Raw genomic sequence first — 18,751 nt, forward strand, 5'->3', positions numbered from 1 at the left:
CATTTTAAAATAATTGGTGATAATGATTCTCATTCCGTGTTATACTACTCTTGGACATCTTAACCATAGAAACTACCAACAGGAGAGACTGGAACATATGAAAAAAACACTGATTATTCTTACAGTTTTACTTCTTTCTGTCTTAACGGCTGCTTGCTCGTCTTCAAGCGGCAATCAAAACAGTAAAGAACATAAAGTGGCGGTAACACATGATTTAGGGAAGACAGATGTGCCTGAGCATCCGAAGCGGGTTGTTGTTCTTGAGCTTGGTTTTATTGATACACTACTTGATCTCGGCATTACGCCTGTCGGGGTTGCCGATGACAACAAAGCGAAGCAGCTGATCAACAAGGATGTGCTGAAGAAAATTGACGGCTACACATCTGTCGGCACTCGCTCACAGCCAAGCATGGAAAAAATCGCTTCATTAAAACCCGATTTAATTATTGCTGACACGACCCGGCATAAGAAGGTGTACGATCAGCTGAAAAAAATAGCGCCGACGATTGCGCTTAATAATTTAAATGCTGATTATCAGGATACAATTGACGCTTCACTTACGATTGCAAAAGCAGTCAGCAAGGAGAAGGAAATGGAGAAAAAGCTGACGGCGCATGAAGAAAAGCTTAGCGAGACAAAGCAGAAAATCAGCGCGAACAGCCAGTCCGTGCTTTTGATCGGAAATACAAATGATACGATTATGGCCAGGGATGAAAACTTCTTTACATCAAGACTTTTAACACAGGTCGGCTATCGATATGCAATCAGTACGTCAGGTAATAGCGATTCAAGCAATGGCGGCGACTCTGTGAATATGAAAATGACACTGGAGCAGCTGCTGAAAACAGATCCGGATGTGATCATCCTGATGACAGGAAAAACAGATGACCTCGACGCCGACGGTAAACGCCCGATCGAAAAGAATGTCCTTTGGAAAAAGCTGAAGGCAGTGAAAAATGGGCATGTATACCACGTGGACCGTGCGGTGTGGTCTTTGCGCCGCAGTGTAGACGGGGCGAATGCCATTTTGGACGAGCTTCAAAAAGAGATGCCGGCTGATAAGAAATAAAAGAAAAGACAGGCAAACACCTGTCTTTTTCTTATTTGATAAAGCCGGATAAGTGGCTGTTGATATTATAGTCTTTTATCCGCCATTTTTCTTCTGCAAATTCAATGTTGCTGAGGCAGGCGTTGACGAGGCGCGTGCTTTGAAGCTCCGGGTCACCGCCCGATATTTCCGTCAGCAGGGCGTGAATTGCCGCACCGTGCGCCACGATCAGTACCTTCTTGTTTGGGTACGCCTGGTTCACTTTTGCCAAACCGCCCATCAGCCTGTCAGTGAGTTCTTCTAACGTTTCCATATTCGGATAGATGTTATCCGGATAGCGCTTTGTCCGTTCCTCCAGCGGCATGCCCTCCGCGTCGCCGTAATCGCGCTCCTTAAAATCATCCATCTCGACAATCGGAAGATGCAGATATTCATTAATAATTTCCGCGGTTCTTTTCGCTCTTTTCAGCGGGCTCGTCACGATAATATCCCAAGAAAAGTCCTTTACATATTCTCCGGTTTCTCTTGCTTGGCGTTCACCTGTTGCGTTTAGCGGAATATCGGTTTTGCCTTGGCATTTTTGCTGCAGGTTCCAATCGGTTTCTCCATGTCTTACTAAACAAACGGCTGTCATAAAATCCCCTTCCTGACTTTATTCATATCACTATTATACTAAATCGAAAGCGTGCATCCTATGAAAAAGCCTATGCAAGAACTTCAAATAATAAAGCCAGCCCGATTCCGCCGCCGCTTCCGATGGCTGCAACAGCATATTGACAGTCTGTCCGTCTTTTCGCTTCATAAAACAATCTGGTTACCAGAGCTGCACCTGATGCACCGTATGGATGGCCAAGAGCTAATGCGCCGCCGCGCACATTGATTTTTGAAAAGGGAATGCCGAGTTCTTGCGAGCAGACACAAATTTTGACGGCAAAGGCTTCATTGATTTCAAATAAACCGATATCATCAGGTGTTACATCGTGTGTATGTAAGAGATTACGGATCGCATCAACCGGAGCCGCGGGCGGATAGTTGGGATGAATCCCGCTGACTGCGCTGCCGATAAACCGGAGCACAGGCTTAAGTCCCAGGGCTGCCGCTTTTTCTTCTTTCATTACCAAAAGAGCCGCTGCTCCGTCTGCTATGCCGCTGCTGTTGGCTGCTGTGACTGTTCCGGAGCTGGTGTCGAAAACCGGCTTTGCGCGGGGAATAATCGCTTTTATCGGACGTGTTTTCAAAAATGCTTCGTCTGTCTCCAATTCCCCGAGAGGAACAATTTCTTCACGGTAAAATCCTCCATCATGCGCGTTCCTGCTGCGTTGATGGCTGAGAAGCGCGTACTCATCCTGCATGTTTCTGCTGATGGAATAACGTGCTGCCGTATATTCTGCTGCGATTCCCATGTCGGGATCGCCGATGGCATCTGGAGAAAAGCGGGCCCGTTCTGAAAAAGGGGATTGGCTGCTGCTTTCTGAGCCGCCCGCGATATACATCGTGCCGGCTCCCGCTTGAATAAGGCTGCAGGCATAGCGCACAGCTTCAAGGCCGGAGCCGCACTGTCTGTCAATTGTCATTCCGGGAACCGATAAAGGCAGTCCGGCTTGAAGGGCTGACAGTCTGGCGAGGTTGCCGCCTCTGCCGGTAGCATTTCCGAGAATGACCTCGTCAATTTGATCCTCTAGCTTTCGGCTGAGACAGCGGATGATGGAAGCCGCCAAATCCTCCGGCAGGAAGGGCTTCAGCAGTCCGTTTTGATTTCCAAAGATCGTTCGTTTTGCATCAACAATAACCGCATTCATTTATACTGTACGTCCCTTTTCCAGCCATTTTTTCACTCTGGAACGGGCAATTTTTCCGCTGCTCGTTTCCGGCAAGCTGTCTGCAAACACCCATTTTTTCGGGATTTTATAGGAGGCTAATTTCTGTTTACACCAGGCTTTCAGTGTTCTGGCATTAGCGTTTCCAAGAATGACAGCTACAGCGATTTCTCCCCAATACTCGTCGTGAATGCCAACGACAGCCGCGCTTTCAACCTCTGGGCAGGCGAGAAGCACACGTTCAATTTCTTCTGGGAAAATATTTAATCCTCCGTACACGATCATCCCGTTTTCTCTTCCTGATATGTATAGAAAGCCATCCTCATCAACATAGCCCATATCATCCACTGTCATCCATTCATCTGGTGTGCTGCCGTTCACATAGCCGGAAAACCGCATCGGGCTTTTGACAAATATTTTTCCGACTTCCCCTGGCTGACAGCATTCTCCTTCAGCGTTGCGGATTTCGATCCGGACATTATGAAAAGGGCGGCCCGCTGAATGCGGCTTCCGTTTGCTGTCTTCCGGTGAAGAAAACGTCACAAAACTAAGCTCTGATGTGCCGTAAAAATCGTACAGCTTGAGATGAGGCCATGCAGCGGCAAGCTTCTTCTTGGATTCTGCCGGCCAGTCTGCGCCGGATGAAATGATTTTGACAGGACTGTCGGGAAAACCCTCAATTCTTGTGAGGGCGTCTGTCATCGTCGGTACGGTATAGAGAACACTGATGGATTCACGGCACAGCCATTCCTTCGCTTTGGCAGGAGAAAACTTTTTCAGCAAACAAACGGTTCCTCCGAGAAACAAAGTGCTGACTGCCCCGTATAAGAAGTGAGAGGACATTAACGTCCCGGGAATCAATACCGTGTCATTTGATGAAATCGAAAAATCTGTTTCTGTACAGGTAAAGCTCTCTATCCATGAGCGGTGAGATCGCGTAAAGGCCTTCGGTTTTCCTGTCGAGCCCGATGTAAATCCCATATAAAAAGGGTGCTCCGGATCAATGGTAGGCAAGGGATCAGCGGCTGCTTCAGAAATATCTGCCATACAGTTATCCAGAAAAACAACAGGTGTCTGGCTATCTGTCAGTTTGTTTTTGAAAAAGGCTAAAGTAACCACAAGATCCGCATTGCTTATGGACAGCCTCTCCTTGCATTCAGCCGGGCTCCAGCGTGTGTCGATGGGAATTGCCGTACATCCAGCCGCTGCGGCTCCGGCAAACAGCTGTAAAAACGCCAGACTATTTGGGAGCAGGATCGCCACACGATTCGGCATGCTCGGCTGTGACCGCAGCCAATTTGCGGTTTGAAAGACAAGCCGATCCCAATCCTGGTACGTGATTTGCTCCGATTCAGTCTGGATCGCCACACGTCCGGGCGATGTTGCGGCAATAGATGAATAGGTATGAGTAATTGTCATAAAATCAGCCTCCTTTCGTAAACATCGTATCAGAAAGAGACAAGGCTTGAGTGATTTTTATCGCCAGAAATGCAGATCCAGCCGCTTTTATCAAATCACCGGGCACATATGCAAGGCTCATGAAGGCGGCCTGTGACAAATCAATATGCATGATAAAAGCTTGTACCGGTATACCAAGCAGATAAATAAAGATGATGCCGAATACAATATGAGTGAAAAAGAGACGCAATACTGTCACCTTCCGCAGCCTGTTAGCGGCTAAGCTGATCAGCAATGAAGCGAGGGGATAAGCAATCAAAAAGCCTGCGCTCGGTCCGAAAAACACACCAAAACCGCCTCGTCCGCCGGGCAACAGCGGCGCTCCGAAGGCGACGAGCAGCAAAAAGACAAGCTGGCTTAAGAAAGCAGACTTTGGCCTGAGGATGCTGCCTGCCAACATGACACCAAGCGTTTGCAATGTAATCGGAACAGGTGTAAAGGAAAAGAAGAGAGGGGGCATAAAGCCGAGCACTGCCATCAGTGCGGTGAAAATAGCAATATGCATCATGTCGATTAATTTCAGCATGTGAAATCCTCCAAACAGTAATCAAATATGGTTATACAATAAATGCAGGTAATTATTATGTCAACTGATTTTTGATTTAAGTTTACATAATGAACGCAAAAAAACCGGCCGTATGGCAGACCGGTTTTTGATGGTTATTCTTCTGTCAGGATGACAAGCGAATCAACGGAAGCGGCCACATGGGAAACGGCGCGGCTGACTTCCTGAAGCCCTCCAAGAAAGGCTTGCAGATCGACGTCGATTTTGCCTGATTGCTCTTTGCTGATTTTCATGCTGTAGACGATTTCATCGAATAAGCGGTTAATTTGCGTCATTTTTTCTTTACTGTCGCTGACTAGCTCATTCACGTCTTTGATATGCTTGGATACAATGTTGATTTGTGTATTCGTATTGTTCACAAGCTCAGAAACAGTAGAGACGGTTTTTTTCGTGTCCTCAGAAAGCTTCCGTACTTCATTTGCCACGACAGCAAAGCCTTTGCCGTGTTCTCCGGCGCGGGCGGATTCAATAGATGCATTGAGCGAGAGAAGGTTTGTTTGTTCAGCTATGCCTGTGACGATGCCGAAGATTTTTTCAATTTGCTGCGCGATTTCATCCAGCTTGACCATTTCTTTTTCGATTTGGACAAGGCTTGTGTCAATTTTGTTCATCTGTTTTTGCTGGACTTCTAGCTCTTTTTTTCCGCCGATCGACTTTTCTTCAACAGTGCTGGATGTTACAGTGCCGGCTTTGGATGCTTGAGAAATGCCTTCAGATTTGTCCACAAGCTCTTGAACTGATCTGCTTGTTTCTGAAAACAGATTGGCAATCGATCCAGAGGTTTCTTGAATTTTCTGATGAAGAAGGTTTTTCTTTTCTTCTTGTTCATCGCGGGTTTGGTTGTACTCGCTTTGAAACGCTTCAAGGACAAGCTGCTGTTCTAAGTTCAAGATTTTTGTTGTTGCTTTAATGGCTTTCAGCAGTTCTTGCTGATTTGTAATGGACGCTTCGTAAATGTCAATCATTGACAAAAGAAGCTCTTGAAACGCACCCATATACCATTTTGGCAAAAGGCCGATTCTTAAATGGATGGAGGCGATTCGGTTACGCTTTTCAATAAATTCATCATCGATAACGCCTGCAAACATTTCCTGAATATGCCGTTTTAACGTTTGTTTTAAGCGGTCAACTGAGCTGTGATCATTAATGATATCCATCAATGAGCTTTCATGGTCAAGGTTTTTATAAAACGCATCAACGATGCATACGATATTTTCTTGAATGAGTGGCTGAAGCTGCTCTAACACGTAAAGCTCAGCATCTCCCAACCTGACCATTTTGAGCTGTTTTTTGACATCTGCATGTTTGTTTGTGAGCTGAATGCGGTTTTTTTGTTGTCCGTTTGAATCTGAAAAGTAAGCTGTTTCTTGTTTTCTGTCTTTTTTAAATAACAATACAATGATCCCCCTTGGGAAAAATATAATTTTTACTTTTTGGCTTTTTAAGCCTTTTTCTTTTTTATCGGCCAAGGGAAACATGAATGAAGCTGCAGATGAAAAATATTTGAAAAACCGTTCATTAAAATGAACGGTTTAATCGAGATCTATTTGTTTTAATGGTTTAATGGCCGGACCCTCTACAACTTCGCCAGATGGCTTAAAGCGTGATCCGTGGCACGGACAATCCCACGTATGCTCACTGTCGTTCCACTCGACCTCGCAGCCTAAATGGGTACAAGTCGTATCAACGAGATGGAGGCAGCCTGTCTCATCCCGAAATGCTCCCGCTCGCCTACCGTTTATGGTGACGGCTTTCCCTTCTCCTGGCGAAATGTCTTCAAATTGGACATCAGGCTTTTCAAGCTTTCCTTTAATCAAATGCTTGGCGACATCGGCATTGTAGGAAATCACTTTCTGCAACCCGGGATTCAGATGGAAACGGGACGGAGTGAAAATGCTTTCGTATGGATTGTCTTTTTTCTCCACAAGGTCTGACAATAAAGTAGCTGCGACTGCTGAGGACGTCATGCCCCATTTTTTAAACCCGGTCGCTACTAGAATATTGTCCTCATTTTCCGACATCGGCCCGATAAACGGGATTTTATCGATCGTCACTAGATCTTGGGTGGACCAATAATATGGAATGCTTTCGATGCCGATGGTGCTTTCGGCCAGTTGTCTTAGTGTTTCATAATGTGTAGACATGGCTTTTCCCTGGCCTGTTTTATGGCTTACTCCGCTGAAGAGAATCAGCTTTTCACCGTTTACAACCGTATAGCGGAGCGCCACTGACGGTTGATCGATACTCAAATACATGCCCTCGGGATACTCGATCTTCGGCTTGATGGCAAGGACATAAGATCTGTCGGAGTACATTCTCGCAGCATATAATCCGCCTCCGTCATAAAAAGGGAAGTGGGAACAGCATATGATAAAGCGGCTCTTAATAGCGTGCCGGCTTTTTGTTACCACTTCGGGCCTTTCGCCTTTTTTGATATCAAGCGCAACGGTCTCTTCATAAATTCGGCCGCCTTTTTGAACAATTTGCTCCAGAAGCGCTTTTAAGTATTGAAGCGGATGAAATTGAGCTTGATTCTTCATGACAAGCGCCAGCTTAGAACCTAAGGGAATTGGAAGATCCTTGATAAGGTCTCTTTCAATTCCGAGCTTTGTGTATGCCTCATGCTCGGTGCGGATTTTTTGAACAGCGTTTTCATTTGCCGTATAAAGATATGCGTCTTGCTCGATCCATTCACAATCAATTTGATGTTCATCCACAATGCCTTTTATGTAATCAATTGCATTTTGGTTTGCTTCATAATAAAGCCTCGCATGGTTTAATCCGAAATTGCGGATAAATTCGTCGTATATCATGTCATGCTGTGCGGTAACTTTAGCAGTTGTATGCGCAGTGGTTCCGTTAAGAACCTGATTTGCTTCAATCAAAACGACACGGAAGCCTCTCTTCGTAAGTTCATATGCCGTTGTGATTCCTGTAATCCCGCCTCCGATAATGGTGACGTCACATTCAGTGTCCTCTTGAAGCGCAGGAAAAGAAGGCAGGTCAGTTGATGTTTTCCAGTATGTTTCAGGTGCTTCCTTTGCAAAATGTTGATTAGCCAAGCCGTTATACCTCCAATCAGATTTATTCTTAATTTTTCCATATTCTATCTTTTCATACATAGGAAGCAGGCATTGTTCATAACATAATAAGGTTGAAAAGGAGTGATTTCATTGGCGAATCAAAAAAAGAAAACATTACCGCCTCAGCACCAGAACCAGCAGCCTGGTTTTGAATATCTCATGGACCCGCGTCCGGTTTTTGATAAGCCGAAGAAAGCGAAAAAATTAGAGGGCAAAACCGCTATTATTACTGGAGGAGACAGCGGGATTGGACGCGCTGTCTCGGTGTTATTCGCAAAAGAAGGGGCTAATGTGGTCATTGTGTATTTGAATGAACATCAGGACGCCGAGGAAACAAAGCAGTATGTAGAAAAGGAAGGGGTAAAATGCCTGCTGATTGCAGGAGATGTCGGGGATGAAGCGTTTTGCAATGATGTGGTCGCGCAGGCAAGCCAAGTGTTTCCATCCATTGATATATTGGTTAACAATGCAGCTGAGCAGCATGTCCAGCCCAGCATTGAAAAAATCACCAGCCACCAGCTGATCAGAACCTTCCAAACAAACATTTTTTCCATGTTTTACTTAACAAAGGCAGTGCTGCCTCATTTAAAAAAAGGGAGCTCTATTATTAATACCGCTTCAATTACCGCCTATAAAGGCAATAAAACGCTGATTGATTATTCAGCGACAAAAGGCGCGATCGTTACGTTTACAAGGTCCCTTTCCCAGTCGCTTGTTCAGCAGGGCATACGGGTCAATGCAGTGGCACCGGGTCCCATTTGGACACCGCTTATCCCGGCCAGCTTTGCCGCAAAAGACGTGGAAGTGTTTGGTTCAGACGTGCCGATGGAACGCCCGGGACAGCCGGTCGAAGTGGCGCCAAGCTATCTATACCTTGCCAGCGACGATTCCACATACGTCACAGGACAGACGATTCACGTCAATGGCGGAACAATTGTGAACGGATAATAAAAAGCCAATCCTTGAAGGATTGGCTTATTCGCTCTGCTTGAGCGCTGCATATTCTTTAGAGAGCGTAAGAAACGCATCTTTATCTTTTTCGTCCAAGGCTTTGTTAATTTGGTCCGTCAGCATGGCAAGCCGACGGTTATACAAGGATTCATCGAGCACCATTTGAATGTAAATATCCGTCATTGTGACATCGAATTCTTTTGTTTTTTGCGTGTTGCGGGACTTCATGAGCTCAGTGTACGATTTTTTCTCTTTCATAAAGAATCCCCCCAATGCCTTTTTTATAGTATATGGATAACGGTCGAAAAAATCAATAAATTTTTATAATTTTTAGACAACTAATACTCGGCAATCTATCGACATATCCTGCAAAATGCCGTAAACCGGCAAGTCTTATGAAAGTAAAATCGGTTTATTACTAGTAATTTAGTACCATTAAATATCATTAAAAGATGATTTTATCTTAAATGTTAAAAAAACCTGTCGTTTTACAAAAACAGATGATAGATTATTAGTATAAATTTTGCAGAAAAAGGATGGAGGCCATAATATGAGTCAGAAAACAGACGCACCTTTAGAATCGTATGAAGTGAACGGCGCAACAATTGCCGTGCTGCCAGAAGAAATAGACGGCAAAATCTGTTCCAGAATTATTGAAAAAGATTGCGTGTTTTATGTCAACATGAAGCCGCTGCAAATTGTCGACAGAAGCTGCCGATTTTTTGGATCAAGCTATGCGGGAAGAAAAGCAGGAACTTATGAAGTGACAAAAATTTCACACAAGCCGCCAATCATGGTGGACCCTTCGAACCAAATCTTTTTATTCCCTACACTTTCTTCGACAAGACCCCAATGCGGCTGGATTTCCCATGTGCATGTAAAAGAATTCAAAGCGACTGAATTCGACGATACGGAAGTGACGTTTTCGAATGGGAAAACGATGGAGCTGCCGATCTCTTATAATTCGTTCGAGAACCAGGTATACCGAACAGCGTGGCTCAGAACCAAATTCCAAGACAGAATCGACCACAGCGTTCCGAAAAGACAGGAATTTATGCTGTACCCGAAAGAAGAGCGGACGAAGATGATTTATGATTTTATTTTGCGTGAGCTCGGGGAACGGTATTAGAAAAATAGGAAGGAGCTGACCGAACAGGGCAGCTCCTTTCATAAAGCTATGCCGTCGGAATTCCTCCGGTGATGCCATATACCTGAGATGTCACATAGCTTGAATTCTCTGAAGCTAGAAATACATAAACATCGGCCAATTCCACTGGCTGTCCAGCGCGATGTAATGGAGCTGGCGGCGTGCCTTGTCCGAATTTCGGGATGTTTTCCGTCGGCTGTCCGCCGGAAATTTGCAGCGGTGTCCAAATTGGTCCGGGCGCAACTGAATTTACTCTGATGCCTTTGGAAGCAAGCTGTTTTCCCAGTCCGACGGTAAAGCCGATAATGGCGTTTTTCGTTGCTGCGTAATCTAACAGCATCGGGCTTGGATTATAGCCTTCAACTGAGGTAGTTGTGATAATTGAAGCTCCCTCCGGCAAATACGGAAGCGCCGCTTTTACAACCCAGTAAAGGGAAAAGACGTTCACTTCAAATGTTTTATAGATTTGTTCAGTAGGCAGATCTTCGATGTTTTCGACCGCTTGCTGTTTGCCTGCAACGAGCGCTAGCACATCAAGTCCGCCGAGTTCGTGATGCGACTGTTTGACTAGATCTTGGCAAAAGGATTCGTCGCTCAAATCTCCGGGGATCAGCACTGCTTTTCGGCCTTCTGCTTCAATCAGTTCTTTTACCTCTTCAGCATCTGGCTGTTCCTCGGGCAAGTAGTTAATGGCCACATCGGCACCTTCTCTGGCGTAAGCAATCGCGGCAGCGCGGCCGATACCGGAATCGCCGCCCGTGACAAGTGCTTTTCGACCCGTTAGTTTACCTGATCCTTTGTAGCTTTTTTCTCCGCAATCAGGGACAGGCTTCATGTTCTTTTGCAGGCCTGGCGGTTCTTGATATTGTTCGGGAAATTCATCATGAAAAAATGCTTTTATAGGATTCGTAAGATTTGAATCAGACATCAGCAACGCTCCTTTTCTGTTTGGTGTACATTCGTATGTGTACCCCTGAGCATAAGCAGAAAAACATGTGTTGGCAGTTTGAACACTGAAGGACCAAAGAAAACAAGAAAAAACAAAGCCTTCTTCCATATTTATCTTGTCAAATAAGGCTATATGAATTATGATAAATTCGAGCTATAAATCAACTAAATATTGGGTATTGGGAGAGTGAATCGTCATGAAAAAAGCGGCGGCGATTTTGCTGTCACTCGGTCTCGTTTTCGGTTTTTCATACGGAGCTGACCATGTGGCGGAAGCCAAAACAAAGGTGAAGGTTTATAAGAACTGCAAGGAGTTAAACAAAGTATACAAAGGCGGAGTGGCCCGCACTTCGAAGGCGAAAAACAAAGGCGGAAAAACAAAGTACAAGCCTTACGTCTCTAAGGACCTTTATGATGCCAATAAAAAGAAAGACCGCGATAAAGATCTTATCGCCTGTGAACGGTAAATAAGAAAAAGCAATCTGGTGTCCAGATTGCTTTTTCTATTGCTTAAGCTGCCTGATCGGCCGCAGCGCTTTTCGCCTTCCTTGTCATAAGGCTGACTGCCATCATGACCGTGATATTCAAAAGCAGGGCGACGATGCCTACATTCAAGTCTTTTGCGGCTTGCGGCAGCGCCGGAAATAAAGTGCCGATGGTCGTTTCCGTCATTGTAATATAAGTAACTGCTCCGACACCTGCAATAATGCCGGCGAAGGCTCCTTGCTTTGTCACCATATTATGCTTGAACAGGCTGAACAAAAGGGCGGGGAATAGCTGTGTGACAAGGCTGTAGCCCATCAAAAGCAACGTAACGATGGTATTCCCGCCTTTGAAGGTAAAATACACCGAAATCAGCGCAATCACCGGCACTAAAAACTTAGCAAGAGCCGATACTTGCTGTTCTGTCGTGCGGGGCGCGATTACCTTGTACACATTTTTTGCAAACAGCGTGGAGGCGGACATTAAGATCATAGACCCTGGCACAAGTGCTGTCAGCAGTCCGGCAGCACCGATAATTCCGACAAACCAAGGGTCAAATGTTTGCAGAGACAGTCTCAAAAGCGACAGATCCCCGTCTGCGTCTTTCAGATCTGGAACTTGCAGGATAGCCGCAAAGCCGACGAAAAGGACGAAGAGCAGGACCAGCTGGTACAAAGGCATGATGATGGCGTTTTTGCGAAAGACTTTTGGATTTTCAGCTGAATACGAGGCGGAAAACGTGTGAGGCCACATGTAAAACCCGAGCGCTGTCAAGAGTACGGTTGAACTGAACCAGGCCACACTTTGTCCCGATTCGGGGAGCGTAAGAAAGCCAGGCTTTGCCGTTTCAATCTGCTGAAACATGTCTTGAAATCCGCCGTAGTAATGAATTGGCAAATACACACCTAAAAACAGAACGACAACCAGAATCATGATGTCCTTCACAACCGATATCCAGGCAGACCCGTGAATGCCTGAAACCATAACATAAACCGTGATGGAAACAGCGCCGATCCAGATGGCGGCGGTCGGGGTGATTTTGCCGTACGAGGTTTCCGATACAATCAGCCCGAGGCCTTTCAGCTGCAGTACAAGATAGGGAATGAGTGCGGCGATGCCGACCAGTGAAACGAGAATGCCGAGCAGCGGACTGTTGTATTTTTTTGTGAAAAAATCAGACTGCGACATCAGTTTATGCTGTTTCGCGTACGTCCAAACTGCCGGAAGAAGCCAGTAAGAAAGGATGTAGGCCAGACATCCGTAGGCGATGATATAAAAGGCTGGACCGCCTTTTCCGTAGGCCCAGCCGCTGCCGCCGAGAAACGTAAAAGTAGTATAAATTTCGCCTGCCATCAAAAGGAAGACGAAAACAGTTCCGAAGCCGCGCCCTCCGACCGTCCACTGCTCCAGGTTCATGTCTTTTCCTTTTTGGGCGCGTATACCGAGAAAAATACTCAAGAGCAGGACACCGAAAATGATGATGAGTGCTGCATTCATTCTGCTTCCTCCTTTTTATTTTCCTTGTCGAGGACATATACAATCGCCATCAGCGCAGAGGTCAAAAGAGCCCACATCACAATATAGGCAAGAATAAACGGCATGCCGAACACATAGGGGGTCACCTTATTTGCAAAAGGGATGCCGAGTAAGATTCCGATAAAGGGCAAAGCGGCAAGAACGTGAATCAGTTTCATAGAATCCTCCTTCTATTTAGGAATGGGGTGTACAAGCCCAAGCGTACTGAAAATGATGTCGCAGATATGGCAGTACATGTCACTTTTTAGGGTGAAAGGCTGTGGTTCGAATTATAAATAAATTTATTTTGTTTGTATAGTGTGAATTGTCTGAAATTAATACTCTGAATCGCCCGAAGAGGGAACGGGCAGTATGATTCAAAAGGCTCAGAGTCTGTCTGGGGCAAATAGATAGTATGTTAATAATTCGCTGACCTGCTCACGGATTCGCGGATTAAAATAGCGGTGGTTTTCTTCATAACCGTCGATGACAAATGTATAGAGCGTAAAGGCCTCATCGCGTTCCGTCTTGCGGATTGCAATTTTTCTTTTCCTCAGTTCTTTTCTGACTTCCATCAAATCCTTTTGTGCTATTTTTAATGATTCGCTGATAAGCTGTTTATAAGGATGCTTCAATTTTAATGTGCTTTCTTCAATTCCGGCGAGATCACGGTTAAAAATCGTAATGGCCATGGGCAAAAAGAGAGCCCGTTCAATTAAATCGTATATTTCCTCCTGCAGATTTGGCATGTTGACTCCTTCCTTCTAAGGGAACGTTTGTTCTATTTGTATTCTATATCGGCTGGTGAAATGTTTCAAGACAGAAAAAATCACCAAAACTTTTTAGTTTTCTGCTGATAATGTGTAGAATAAGGATAGACAAACCTGGTAAGGAGTATAAATGTTGGAGCATTTTTTATCCTATTTGACACAAGAACATTTAACTGAATTATTTCAAAGCTATAGGGCTTTCGGTCCGCTCATTGCTGTGCTGCTGCCTTTAATTGAAGCATTTCTCCCGTTTTTGCCACTGATCGTGTTTGTGGTGGCGAATACGAACTCGTTTGGCTTGTGGGAAGGATTCATCCTGTCCTGGGCGGGATCAACTGCTGGTTCCATTCTCGTCTTTTTGATTGTCCGTCAATACGGACAGAGAAAATTGCTTGGATTTATCCGCAGTCATCCGTCTGTCAGAAAGCTGATGTTATGGGTGGAAAGACACGGCTTCGGTCCCATGTTTCTTCTGCTTTGTTTTCCATTTACACCGTCAGCCGCGGTGAATGTTGTTGCCGGTTTGTCAAGGATCGGAACGCGGCCGTTTATTTTGGCGGCAGCCTCGGGGAAGCTTGTCATGATTTTTATGATCAGCTTCATCGGATATGATCTGCACGCGCTGATTACACAGCCGATTCGAACGGTCATCGCCGTATTGGTGATCACTGTCTTATGGTATGTCGGCAAAAAGGTGGAGCGGTATCTGCATGTAAGAGCCAGTCAGCGTGAGCATGATGGAGGGAGACAGTAACATGAAAAAACGGTTTTGGTTTCTTGCCGGTGTAGTGTCCGTTGTTCTCGCCATTCAGGTTAAAAATGCTGTCTTTATTGATTACAAGGTAGAAGGCGTCAGTATGAACCCGACCTTCCAGGAAGGAAACGAATTGTTGGTCAATAAATTTTCGCATCGATTTAAAACCATCCATCGTTTTGACATCGTCCTTTTTAAAGGCCCTGATCATAAAGTGCTGATTAAACGGGTAATCGGCTTGCCCGGTGAAACGATCAAATATAAAGATGATCAGCTGTATGTGAACGGAAAGCAGGTTGCTGAGCCATTTTTGAAGCATTTGAAATCTGTTTCTGCCGGCAGCCATGTAACGGGTGATTTTTCTTTGAAAGATGTGACGGGAACAAGCAAGGTGCCGAAAGGAAAATATTTTGTCGTTGGAGATAATCGCATATACAGCTTCGACAGCCGGCATTTTGGTCCGATAAGAGAAAAAAATATTGTCGGTGTGATTTCTGATGCCGAATAAAAAGACGCTAATGGAAGAGGCGTCTTTTTGTATGCCGTTTGGAAAAATGTGTTGAAGAAAAATTTGTAAGGAGCTATAATCAATATTGTTACGCACGTAACAAAAAAACGGTTGTTTTTTGATTATGAGTTGTTTTTATTAGATTTTGTTCGTTTTGTATGAAACAAAAGGAGTGGTGAATGATGATGAAATATGAAGCAGTGATTATAGGAGGAGGGCCGGTAGGATTTATGCTGGCTTCTGAGCTTGCGATGGCCGGAGTGGGAACATGTGTGATTGAACGGCTTGAAAAACCTGTTCCGCATTCCAAGGCGTTGACGCTGCACCCCCGAACGCTGGAGCTCCTTGAGATGAGAGGGATTTTAGAGCGGTTCGTATCCAAGGGAAGCAAGATACCTTCCGGACATTTTTCAATGCTGGATACCCGTCTGGATTTTTCAGGCTTGGATACGAGCTGTCCTTACACGCTTTTGCTCCCGCAGTCAAAAACAGAAAAGCTTCTTGAAGATCATGCACGAAGCCTGGGAACAGAGGTGTTTCGGGGTGCCGAGGCGCTGGCGGTTACGCAAAACGGGGAAACGGTCCAAACGATCTTTAAGGATCTGGACGGCAGTGTACGGACGATCACAAGCAAGTTTGCCGTTGGGGCAGACGGCGCCGGAAGTACCGTCCGGAAACAGGCGAAAATTGAGTTTCCGGGAACAGACAGCACTGTCACCGCTGCGCTTGGGGATGTGGTGCTCCTTTCTCCGCCGCCGTCAGGCGTGCTGTCCCTTTGCACAAAAGAGGGCGGTGTTATGATTGTTCCGTTATCTTCAGACCGATATCGTGTCGTTGTGATCAGCCCTTATCGCACGCAAACGCCGAAAGATGTGCCTGTGACTGAGGAAGAGCTGAAAGCTGACCTCCTGCGAATTTGCGGAACTGACTTTGGTTTAAGCGACCCTTCGTGGATGTCGCGGTTCGGGAACGCCGCGCGCCAAGCGAACCGGTATCGGGACGGCAGAATCTTTCTTGCGGGTGATGCCGCGCATATTCATTTTCCGGCGGGCGGGCAAGGGCTGAATGTCGGCCTTCAGGATGCAATGAACCTCGGATGGAAACTGGCGGCGGCCATCAAAGGCTCTGCGCCTTCGTGGCTTTTGGACAGCTACCATGACGAGCGGCATCCGGCAGCTGAAGGGCTCCTCAGAAACACAGAGGCACAGACAAAGCTGATCGATTTCAGTCAAGCAGGCCTCCATTTGCGAAGCATGATGTCGGAGCTGCTGGCCTTCCCTGATGTGAATCGATATGTAGCAGGGCAAATTTCTGCACTCGATGTCAGATATGAAGCTGATCGTACCATGCCGCCGAATCGTTTGAACGGGGCAAGGCTCCCTGACATGGAGCTGATTCTTTCCGACGGCAATTCGGAACGGCTGTACAGCTTTCTCCAAAACGGGACATTCGTTTTGCTGTCATTGAGGCAGGAAGCTGATGATCATATCGTAGTGAAAGGCTTACGTACGGTAACGGCCTCGCTTGCAGAACCGAATGAAAAGTTGCGGGATGTGCATACCATATTGATTCGTCCTGATGGACATGTAGCCTGGGCGGTGGATGCATCAGCGCCCGATTGTGCCGAGGTGATTCAAAAAGGGATCAGCCGCTGGTTTTCCGTCACCAGCCGAGTATAATTCAATTCGATTGTTTCATCTGTAACAAAACGGTATGATAGAAGAAACAATCGAATGAAAAAGGATGGAAAACCCGATGAACACAGATCATACGAAACGCAATCTTTTTGAATTGTATGCGGAGCTCATTCATCAGCAGGAGAAATGGGAGGGGCTTATTAAAGCCTTTTTATCTGACGAATTGAGGAAGCTGGATGTAGAGCACGGGAGTAAAACTCAATTGACGATGACTGAAATTCATGTTCTATCCTGTGTTGGGGACAATGAACCAATTAATGTCACGTCGATAGCAGAAAAAATGAATACGACAAAAGCGACTGTATCACGCATCAGCACAAAATTGCTCGGCGCAGGCTTCCTTCACAGAACACAGCTCAGCGATAATAAAAAGGAGGTCTACTTCCGATTGACGCCTGCTGGAAAAAAGCTGCACAGTTTGCACAAATATTATCATCAGAAGGCTGAACAGCGTTTTCTGTCATTTTTTGACCGCTATACTGAGGAAGAGATTCTTTTTGCGGAACGGCTGTTTCGGGATCTGGTGACAAAATGGTATCCGTCGTCAGAAGAAATTGAAGGGGGGCTTCCTAGCATTTTTAAATAAAAAACACGCACTGCGGTGCGTGTTTTTCGCGGTTCTTCTTTCTTTTTCAAGGCTGTAACGTAAATCAGATTTCCTCTTGAAGAATGAAATTCAAGATGTTCAGGAATTTGCACTGCTTATACGATATGTCTATTAGTATCTTTATTTTATACGTTTTCTACTGTGTTTTTGATGCTTTGTTTTCAAGTGAAATAGGGTCTTCTGTTTTAGTTCTCCTAATCTTTACAGAAATACCTACTAGAATGACCGCCATAGTTGTAAATATTCCCATGGTTAATAAGATCGTATCCTGATTTAAACTCCATCCAATTAAGAAAGAGATTATCGCTCCTCCGAAACTTGCCGAAGCAATAAATAAACTTGTAACTTCGTCAACGTACTTCTGAATAATGATTGATGCTAGTGTTAAAGCAATGGGAAATATGCCTGCTATACTTAGGCCAATCAAAAATGTACCACCCAATTGAAGTATTGGGTTACTTATATAAGAGAAAGCAATCAACAAAACAATTAAACAACTACAGCTAAAAAGGAGGTATTTGGAAAAATCAAGCCTTCTACTTACTAAACCAATCAGTATTCTTCCTATGATGATCCCTACCCAGAAAAAGGAGACACTTATAAGACTAATTTGTTCATTGTCTTGGTTTATCATGATTGAAGGTAAAAAGTTGGCAAAATTTGTTTCAATTCCAGCATATAGGAAAGCGAAAAATACAAAAAAGCCTAATTGCTTTGATTTTTTTCTATCTCCTATAAAGTATTGAAATGCTCCTCCATCTGGAAAGGTCACTTGTTGGTTGGCATTCTTAGCGTACTTTCGGTTCTTGGACAAGAAAATTAACCACCCTACGAATAGGACGAATAAAAAGGTGAATATACAGTAATACGGTAAAAACCAGTTATTGATATCTATGAAGGAATTAATTAATAATGGGAAAGATAAAGCGCCTAATCCAAAGAGAACTTCCAGCTTACTCATTTTTTCTGCATTACTTTCGAAATTAGCTATAACAAATGAACCAACTGTCGTTTCTAATGTGCCTGCTCCATATCCTAAGAGAAAAGCCATTACAATAATATAATACCAATCCTTAGTTAGAAAAAAGATACTTAACGCTGCAAGCATTATTGTCAAAGCTAAAGTAAGTGTCCTAAAATGACTGTATTTCTTAATCATTAACGGTGCGATTAATACTCCGCTTAGAAATCCGGTAAACTGAAAGAAGATTATGACTGAAATATCATCTGTTGTCTTGTTAAAAGACTCTAATAGAAATGGTGTCAAACTCCCTGTTGATATATGGATAATACCTACTGTAAAAAAGAAAGCATATCCAAATAAATATGTCCCTCTTAACATTCATTTCACCCCTATATGAAAAAGCAGGAAAATAAATTCCTGCTTTTTTAGTAACTTC

Annotated in this window: 19 protein-coding genes and 2 pseudogenes; 8 read left to right on the top strand and 13 right to left on the bottom strand. The window is 44.8% G+C overall.

The window, feature by feature from the left end; genetic code table 11:
- Positions 1-97 precede the first annotated feature (97 nt).
- The gene (locus AC0OMA_RS05825) at positions 98-1,069 is read left to right on the top strand and encodes an ABC transporter substrate-binding protein (protein ID WP_063334991.1); all 972 of its coding nucleotides are present in this window, start codon (positions 98-100) and stop codon (positions 1,067-1,069) included.
- Between the two features lie 31 nt (positions 1,070-1,100).
- Here AC0OMA_RS05825 and phoE read toward each other — a convergent pair whose 3' ends face one another.
- From phoE to AC0OMA_RS05860, 7 genes and pseudogenes are all read right to left on the bottom strand, one after another.
- Entirely contained in the window at positions 1,101-1,682 is a 582-nt protein-coding gene (gene phoE / locus AC0OMA_RS05830; protein WP_003233157.1) for a phosphatase PhoE, read from the bottom strand.
- A gap of 70 nt (positions 1,683-1,752) precedes the next feature.
- A complete protein-coding gene (locus tag AC0OMA_RS05835) occupies positions 1,753-2,847 on the bottom strand; it encodes an acetyl-CoA C-acyltransferase (protein ID WP_474221963.1) in 1,095 nt (364 codons plus the stop codon).
- Positions 2,844-4,284: pseudogene (locus AC0OMA_RS05840) on the bottom strand (acyl-CoA synthetase). Before AC0OMA_RS05840 ends, AC0OMA_RS05835 begins: the two are co-directional and overlap by 4 nt.
- Before the next feature lie 4 nt (positions 4,285-4,288).
- Complete coding sequence (locus tag AC0OMA_RS05845) at positions 4,289-4,849, bottom strand: biotin transporter BioY (RefSeq protein ID WP_181218742.1); 561 nt, start codon at positions 4,847-4,849, stop codon at positions 4,289-4,291.
- Between the two features lie 134 nt (positions 4,850-4,983).
- Positions 4,984-5,499, bottom strand: coding sequence for a methyl-accepting chemotaxis protein (locus AC0OMA_RS05850; RefSeq protein ID WP_416720726.1), 516 nt, complete (start codon positions 5,497-5,499; stop codon positions 4,984-4,986).
- A gap of 240 nt (positions 5,500-5,739) precedes the next feature.
- Positions 5,740-6,366: pseudogene (locus tag AC0OMA_RS05855) on the bottom strand (protoglobin domain-containing protein); the annotation flags it as partial.
- 54 nt (positions 6,367-6,420) lie between these two features.
- Positions 6,421-7,950, bottom strand: a complete 1,530-nt coding sequence (locus AC0OMA_RS05860) for an FAD-dependent oxidoreductase (RefSeq protein ID WP_268549576.1) — start codon at positions 7,948-7,950, stop codon at positions 6,421-6,423.
- Between the two features lie 111 nt (positions 7,951-8,061).
- On the opposite strand from AC0OMA_RS05860, the gene AC0OMA_RS05865 reads away from it, so the two are divergent.
- Entirely contained in the window at positions 8,062-8,919 is an 858-nt protein-coding gene (locus tag AC0OMA_RS05865; protein WP_015483049.1) for an SDR family oxidoreductase, read from the top strand.
- Between the two features lie 27 nt (positions 8,920-8,946).
- Here the strand turns inward: AC0OMA_RS05865 and AC0OMA_RS05870 are convergent, their stop codons facing one another.
- Positions 8,947-9,180, bottom strand: a complete 234-nt coding sequence (locus tag AC0OMA_RS05870) for an IDEAL domain-containing protein (protein WP_003233142.1) — start codon at positions 9,178-9,180, stop codon at positions 8,947-8,949.
- Between the two features lie 292 nt (positions 9,181-9,472).
- Between AC0OMA_RS05870 and comK the strand changes: the two genes are divergently transcribed.
- Positions 9,473-10,051, top strand: a complete 579-nt coding sequence (gene comK / locus AC0OMA_RS05875) for a competence transcription factor ComK (RefSeq protein ID WP_015483050.1) — start codon at positions 9,473-9,475, stop codon at positions 10,049-10,051.
- 46 nt (positions 10,052-10,097) lie between these two features.
- Here the strand turns inward: comK and AC0OMA_RS05880 are convergent, their stop codons facing one another.
- A complete protein-coding gene (locus AC0OMA_RS05880) occupies positions 10,098-10,997 on the bottom strand; it encodes an SDR family oxidoreductase (RefSeq protein ID WP_063334995.1) in 900 nt (299 codons plus the stop codon).
- A gap of 217 nt (positions 10,998-11,214) precedes the next feature.
- Between AC0OMA_RS05880 and AC0OMA_RS05885 the strand changes: the two genes are divergently transcribed.
- Positions 11,215-11,484: an excalibur calcium-binding domain-containing protein gene (locus AC0OMA_RS05885; RefSeq protein WP_015483052.1), complete on the top strand. Its 270-nt coding sequence runs from the start codon at positions 11,215-11,217 to the stop codon at positions 11,482-11,484.
- A 43-nt stretch (positions 11,485-11,527) separates the two neighbouring features.
- Here AC0OMA_RS05885 and AC0OMA_RS05890 read toward each other — a convergent pair whose 3' ends face one another.
- From AC0OMA_RS05890 to AC0OMA_RS05900, 3 genes are all read right to left on the bottom strand, one after another.
- Positions 11,528-12,997 carry a sodium:solute symporter family protein gene (locus AC0OMA_RS05890; protein ID WP_063334996.1) on the bottom strand — a complete coding sequence of 490 codons (1,470 nt, stop codon included), beginning with the start codon at positions 12,995-12,997 and terminating at the stop codon, positions 11,528-11,530.
- Positions 12,994-13,194, bottom strand: a complete 201-nt coding sequence (locus tag AC0OMA_RS05895; protein ID WP_003224377.1) for a DUF3311 domain-containing protein — start codon at positions 13,192-13,194, stop codon at positions 12,994-12,996. Before AC0OMA_RS05895 ends, AC0OMA_RS05890 begins: the two co-directional genes overlap by 4 nt.
- Before the next feature lie 207 nt (positions 13,195-13,401).
- A complete protein-coding gene (locus AC0OMA_RS05900; protein ID WP_474221964.1) occupies positions 13,402-13,764 on the bottom strand; it encodes a YhjD family protein in 363 nt (120 codons plus the stop codon).
- A 151-nt stretch (positions 13,765-13,915) separates the two neighbouring features.
- Between AC0OMA_RS05900 and AC0OMA_RS05905 the strand changes: the two genes are divergently transcribed.
- The 4 genes from AC0OMA_RS05905 (at position 13,916) to AC0OMA_RS05920 (ending at position 17,330) form a co-directional block, all read left to right on the top strand.
- Positions 13,916-14,539, top strand: coding sequence for a TVP38/TMEM64 family protein (locus AC0OMA_RS05905; protein WP_010886465.1), 624 nt, complete (start codon positions 13,916-13,918; stop codon positions 14,537-14,539).
- Between the two features lies 1 nt (position 14,540).
- Positions 14,541-15,047 carry a signal peptidase I gene (lepB, locus tag AC0OMA_RS05910; protein ID WP_003233128.1) on the top strand — a complete coding sequence of 169 codons (507 nt, stop codon included), beginning with the start codon at positions 14,541-14,543 and terminating at the stop codon, positions 15,045-15,047.
- A gap of 179 nt (positions 15,048-15,226) precedes the next feature.
- A complete protein-coding gene (locus AC0OMA_RS05915; protein WP_327844235.1) occupies positions 15,227-16,726 on the top strand; it encodes a monooxygenase in 1,500 nt (499 codons plus the stop codon).
- Between the two features lie 76 nt (positions 16,727-16,802).
- Entirely contained in the window at positions 16,803-17,330 is a 528-nt protein-coding gene (locus tag AC0OMA_RS05920; protein WP_327830545.1) for a MarR family transcriptional regulator, read from the top strand.
- Positions 17,331-17,487: 157 nt separating this feature from the next.
- On the opposite strand, the gene glcP is transcribed toward AC0OMA_RS05920, so the two are convergent.
- Positions 17,488-18,693, bottom strand: coding sequence for a glucose/mannose transporter GlcP (glcP, locus tag AC0OMA_RS05925; protein WP_015383281.1), 1,206 nt, complete (start codon positions 18,691-18,693; stop codon positions 17,488-17,490).
- Positions 18,694-18,751 lie beyond the last annotated feature (58 nt).

This window comes from Bacillus sp. AMCV2 (assembly GCF_056033925.1).

Excerpts from the sequence above, each read along its gene's own strand:
- lepB (WP_003233128.1), top strand. The coding sequence starts at position 14,541 with ATGAAAAAACGGTTTTGGTTTCTTGCCGGTGTAGTGTCCGTTGTTCTC.
- AC0OMA_RS05895 (WP_003224377.1), bottom strand. The coding sequence starts at position 13,194 with ATGAAACTGATTCACGTTCTTGCCGCTTTGCCCTTTATCGGAATCTTA.
- AC0OMA_RS05825 (WP_063334991.1), top strand. The coding sequence starts at position 98 with ATGAAAAAAACACTGATTATTCTTACAGTTTTACTTCTTTCTGTCTTA.
- AC0OMA_RS05845 (WP_181218742.1), bottom strand. The coding sequence starts at position 4,849 with ATGCTGAAATTAATCGACATGATGCATATTGCTATTTTCACCGCACTG.
- AC0OMA_RS05900 (WP_474221964.1), bottom strand. The coding sequence starts at position 13,764 with ATGCCAAATCTGCAGGAGGAAATATACGATTTAATTGAACGGGCTCTC.
- AC0OMA_RS05835 (WP_474221963.1), bottom strand. The coding sequence starts at position 2,847 with ATGAATGCGGTTATTGTTGATGCAAAACGAACGATCTTTGGAAATCAA.
- phoE (WP_003233157.1), bottom strand. The coding sequence starts at position 1,682 with ATGACAGCCGTTTGTTTAGTAAGACATGGAGAAACCGATTGGAACCTG.
- comK (WP_015483050.1), top strand. The coding sequence starts at position 9,473 with ATGAGTCAGAAAACAGACGCACCTTTAGAATCGTATGAAGTGAACGGC.
- AC0OMA_RS05905 (WP_010886465.1), top strand. The coding sequence starts at position 13,916 with ATGTTGGAGCATTTTTTATCCTATTTGACACAAGAACATTTAACTGAA.
- AC0OMA_RS05890 (WP_063334996.1), bottom strand. The coding sequence starts at position 12,997 with ATGAATGCAGCACTCATCATCATTTTCGGTGTCCTGCTCTTGAGTATT.
- AC0OMA_RS05880 (WP_063334995.1), bottom strand. The coding sequence starts at position 10,997 with ATGTCTGATTCAAATCTTACGAATCCTATAAAAGCATTTTTTCATGAT.
- AC0OMA_RS05870 (WP_003233142.1), bottom strand. The coding sequence starts at position 9,180 with ATGAAAGAGAAAAAATCGTACACTGAGCTCATGAAGTCCCGCAACACG.
- AC0OMA_RS05885 (WP_015483052.1), top strand. The coding sequence starts at position 11,215 with ATGAAAAAAGCGGCGGCGATTTTGCTGTCACTCGGTCTCGTTTTCGGT.
- glcP (WP_015383281.1), bottom strand. The coding sequence starts at position 18,693 with ATGTTAAGAGGGACATATTTATTTGGATATGCTTTCTTTTTTACAGTA.
- AC0OMA_RS05915 (WP_327844235.1), top strand. The coding sequence starts at position 15,227 with ATGATGATGAAATATGAAGCAGTGATTATAGGAGGAGGGCCGGTAGGA.
- AC0OMA_RS05920 (WP_327830545.1), top strand. The coding sequence starts at position 16,803 with ATGAACACAGATCATACGAAACGCAATCTTTTTGAATTGTATGCGGAG.
- AC0OMA_RS05850 (WP_416720726.1), bottom strand. The coding sequence starts at position 5,499 with ATGAACAAAATTGACACAAGCCTTGTCCAAATCGAAAAAGAAATGGTC.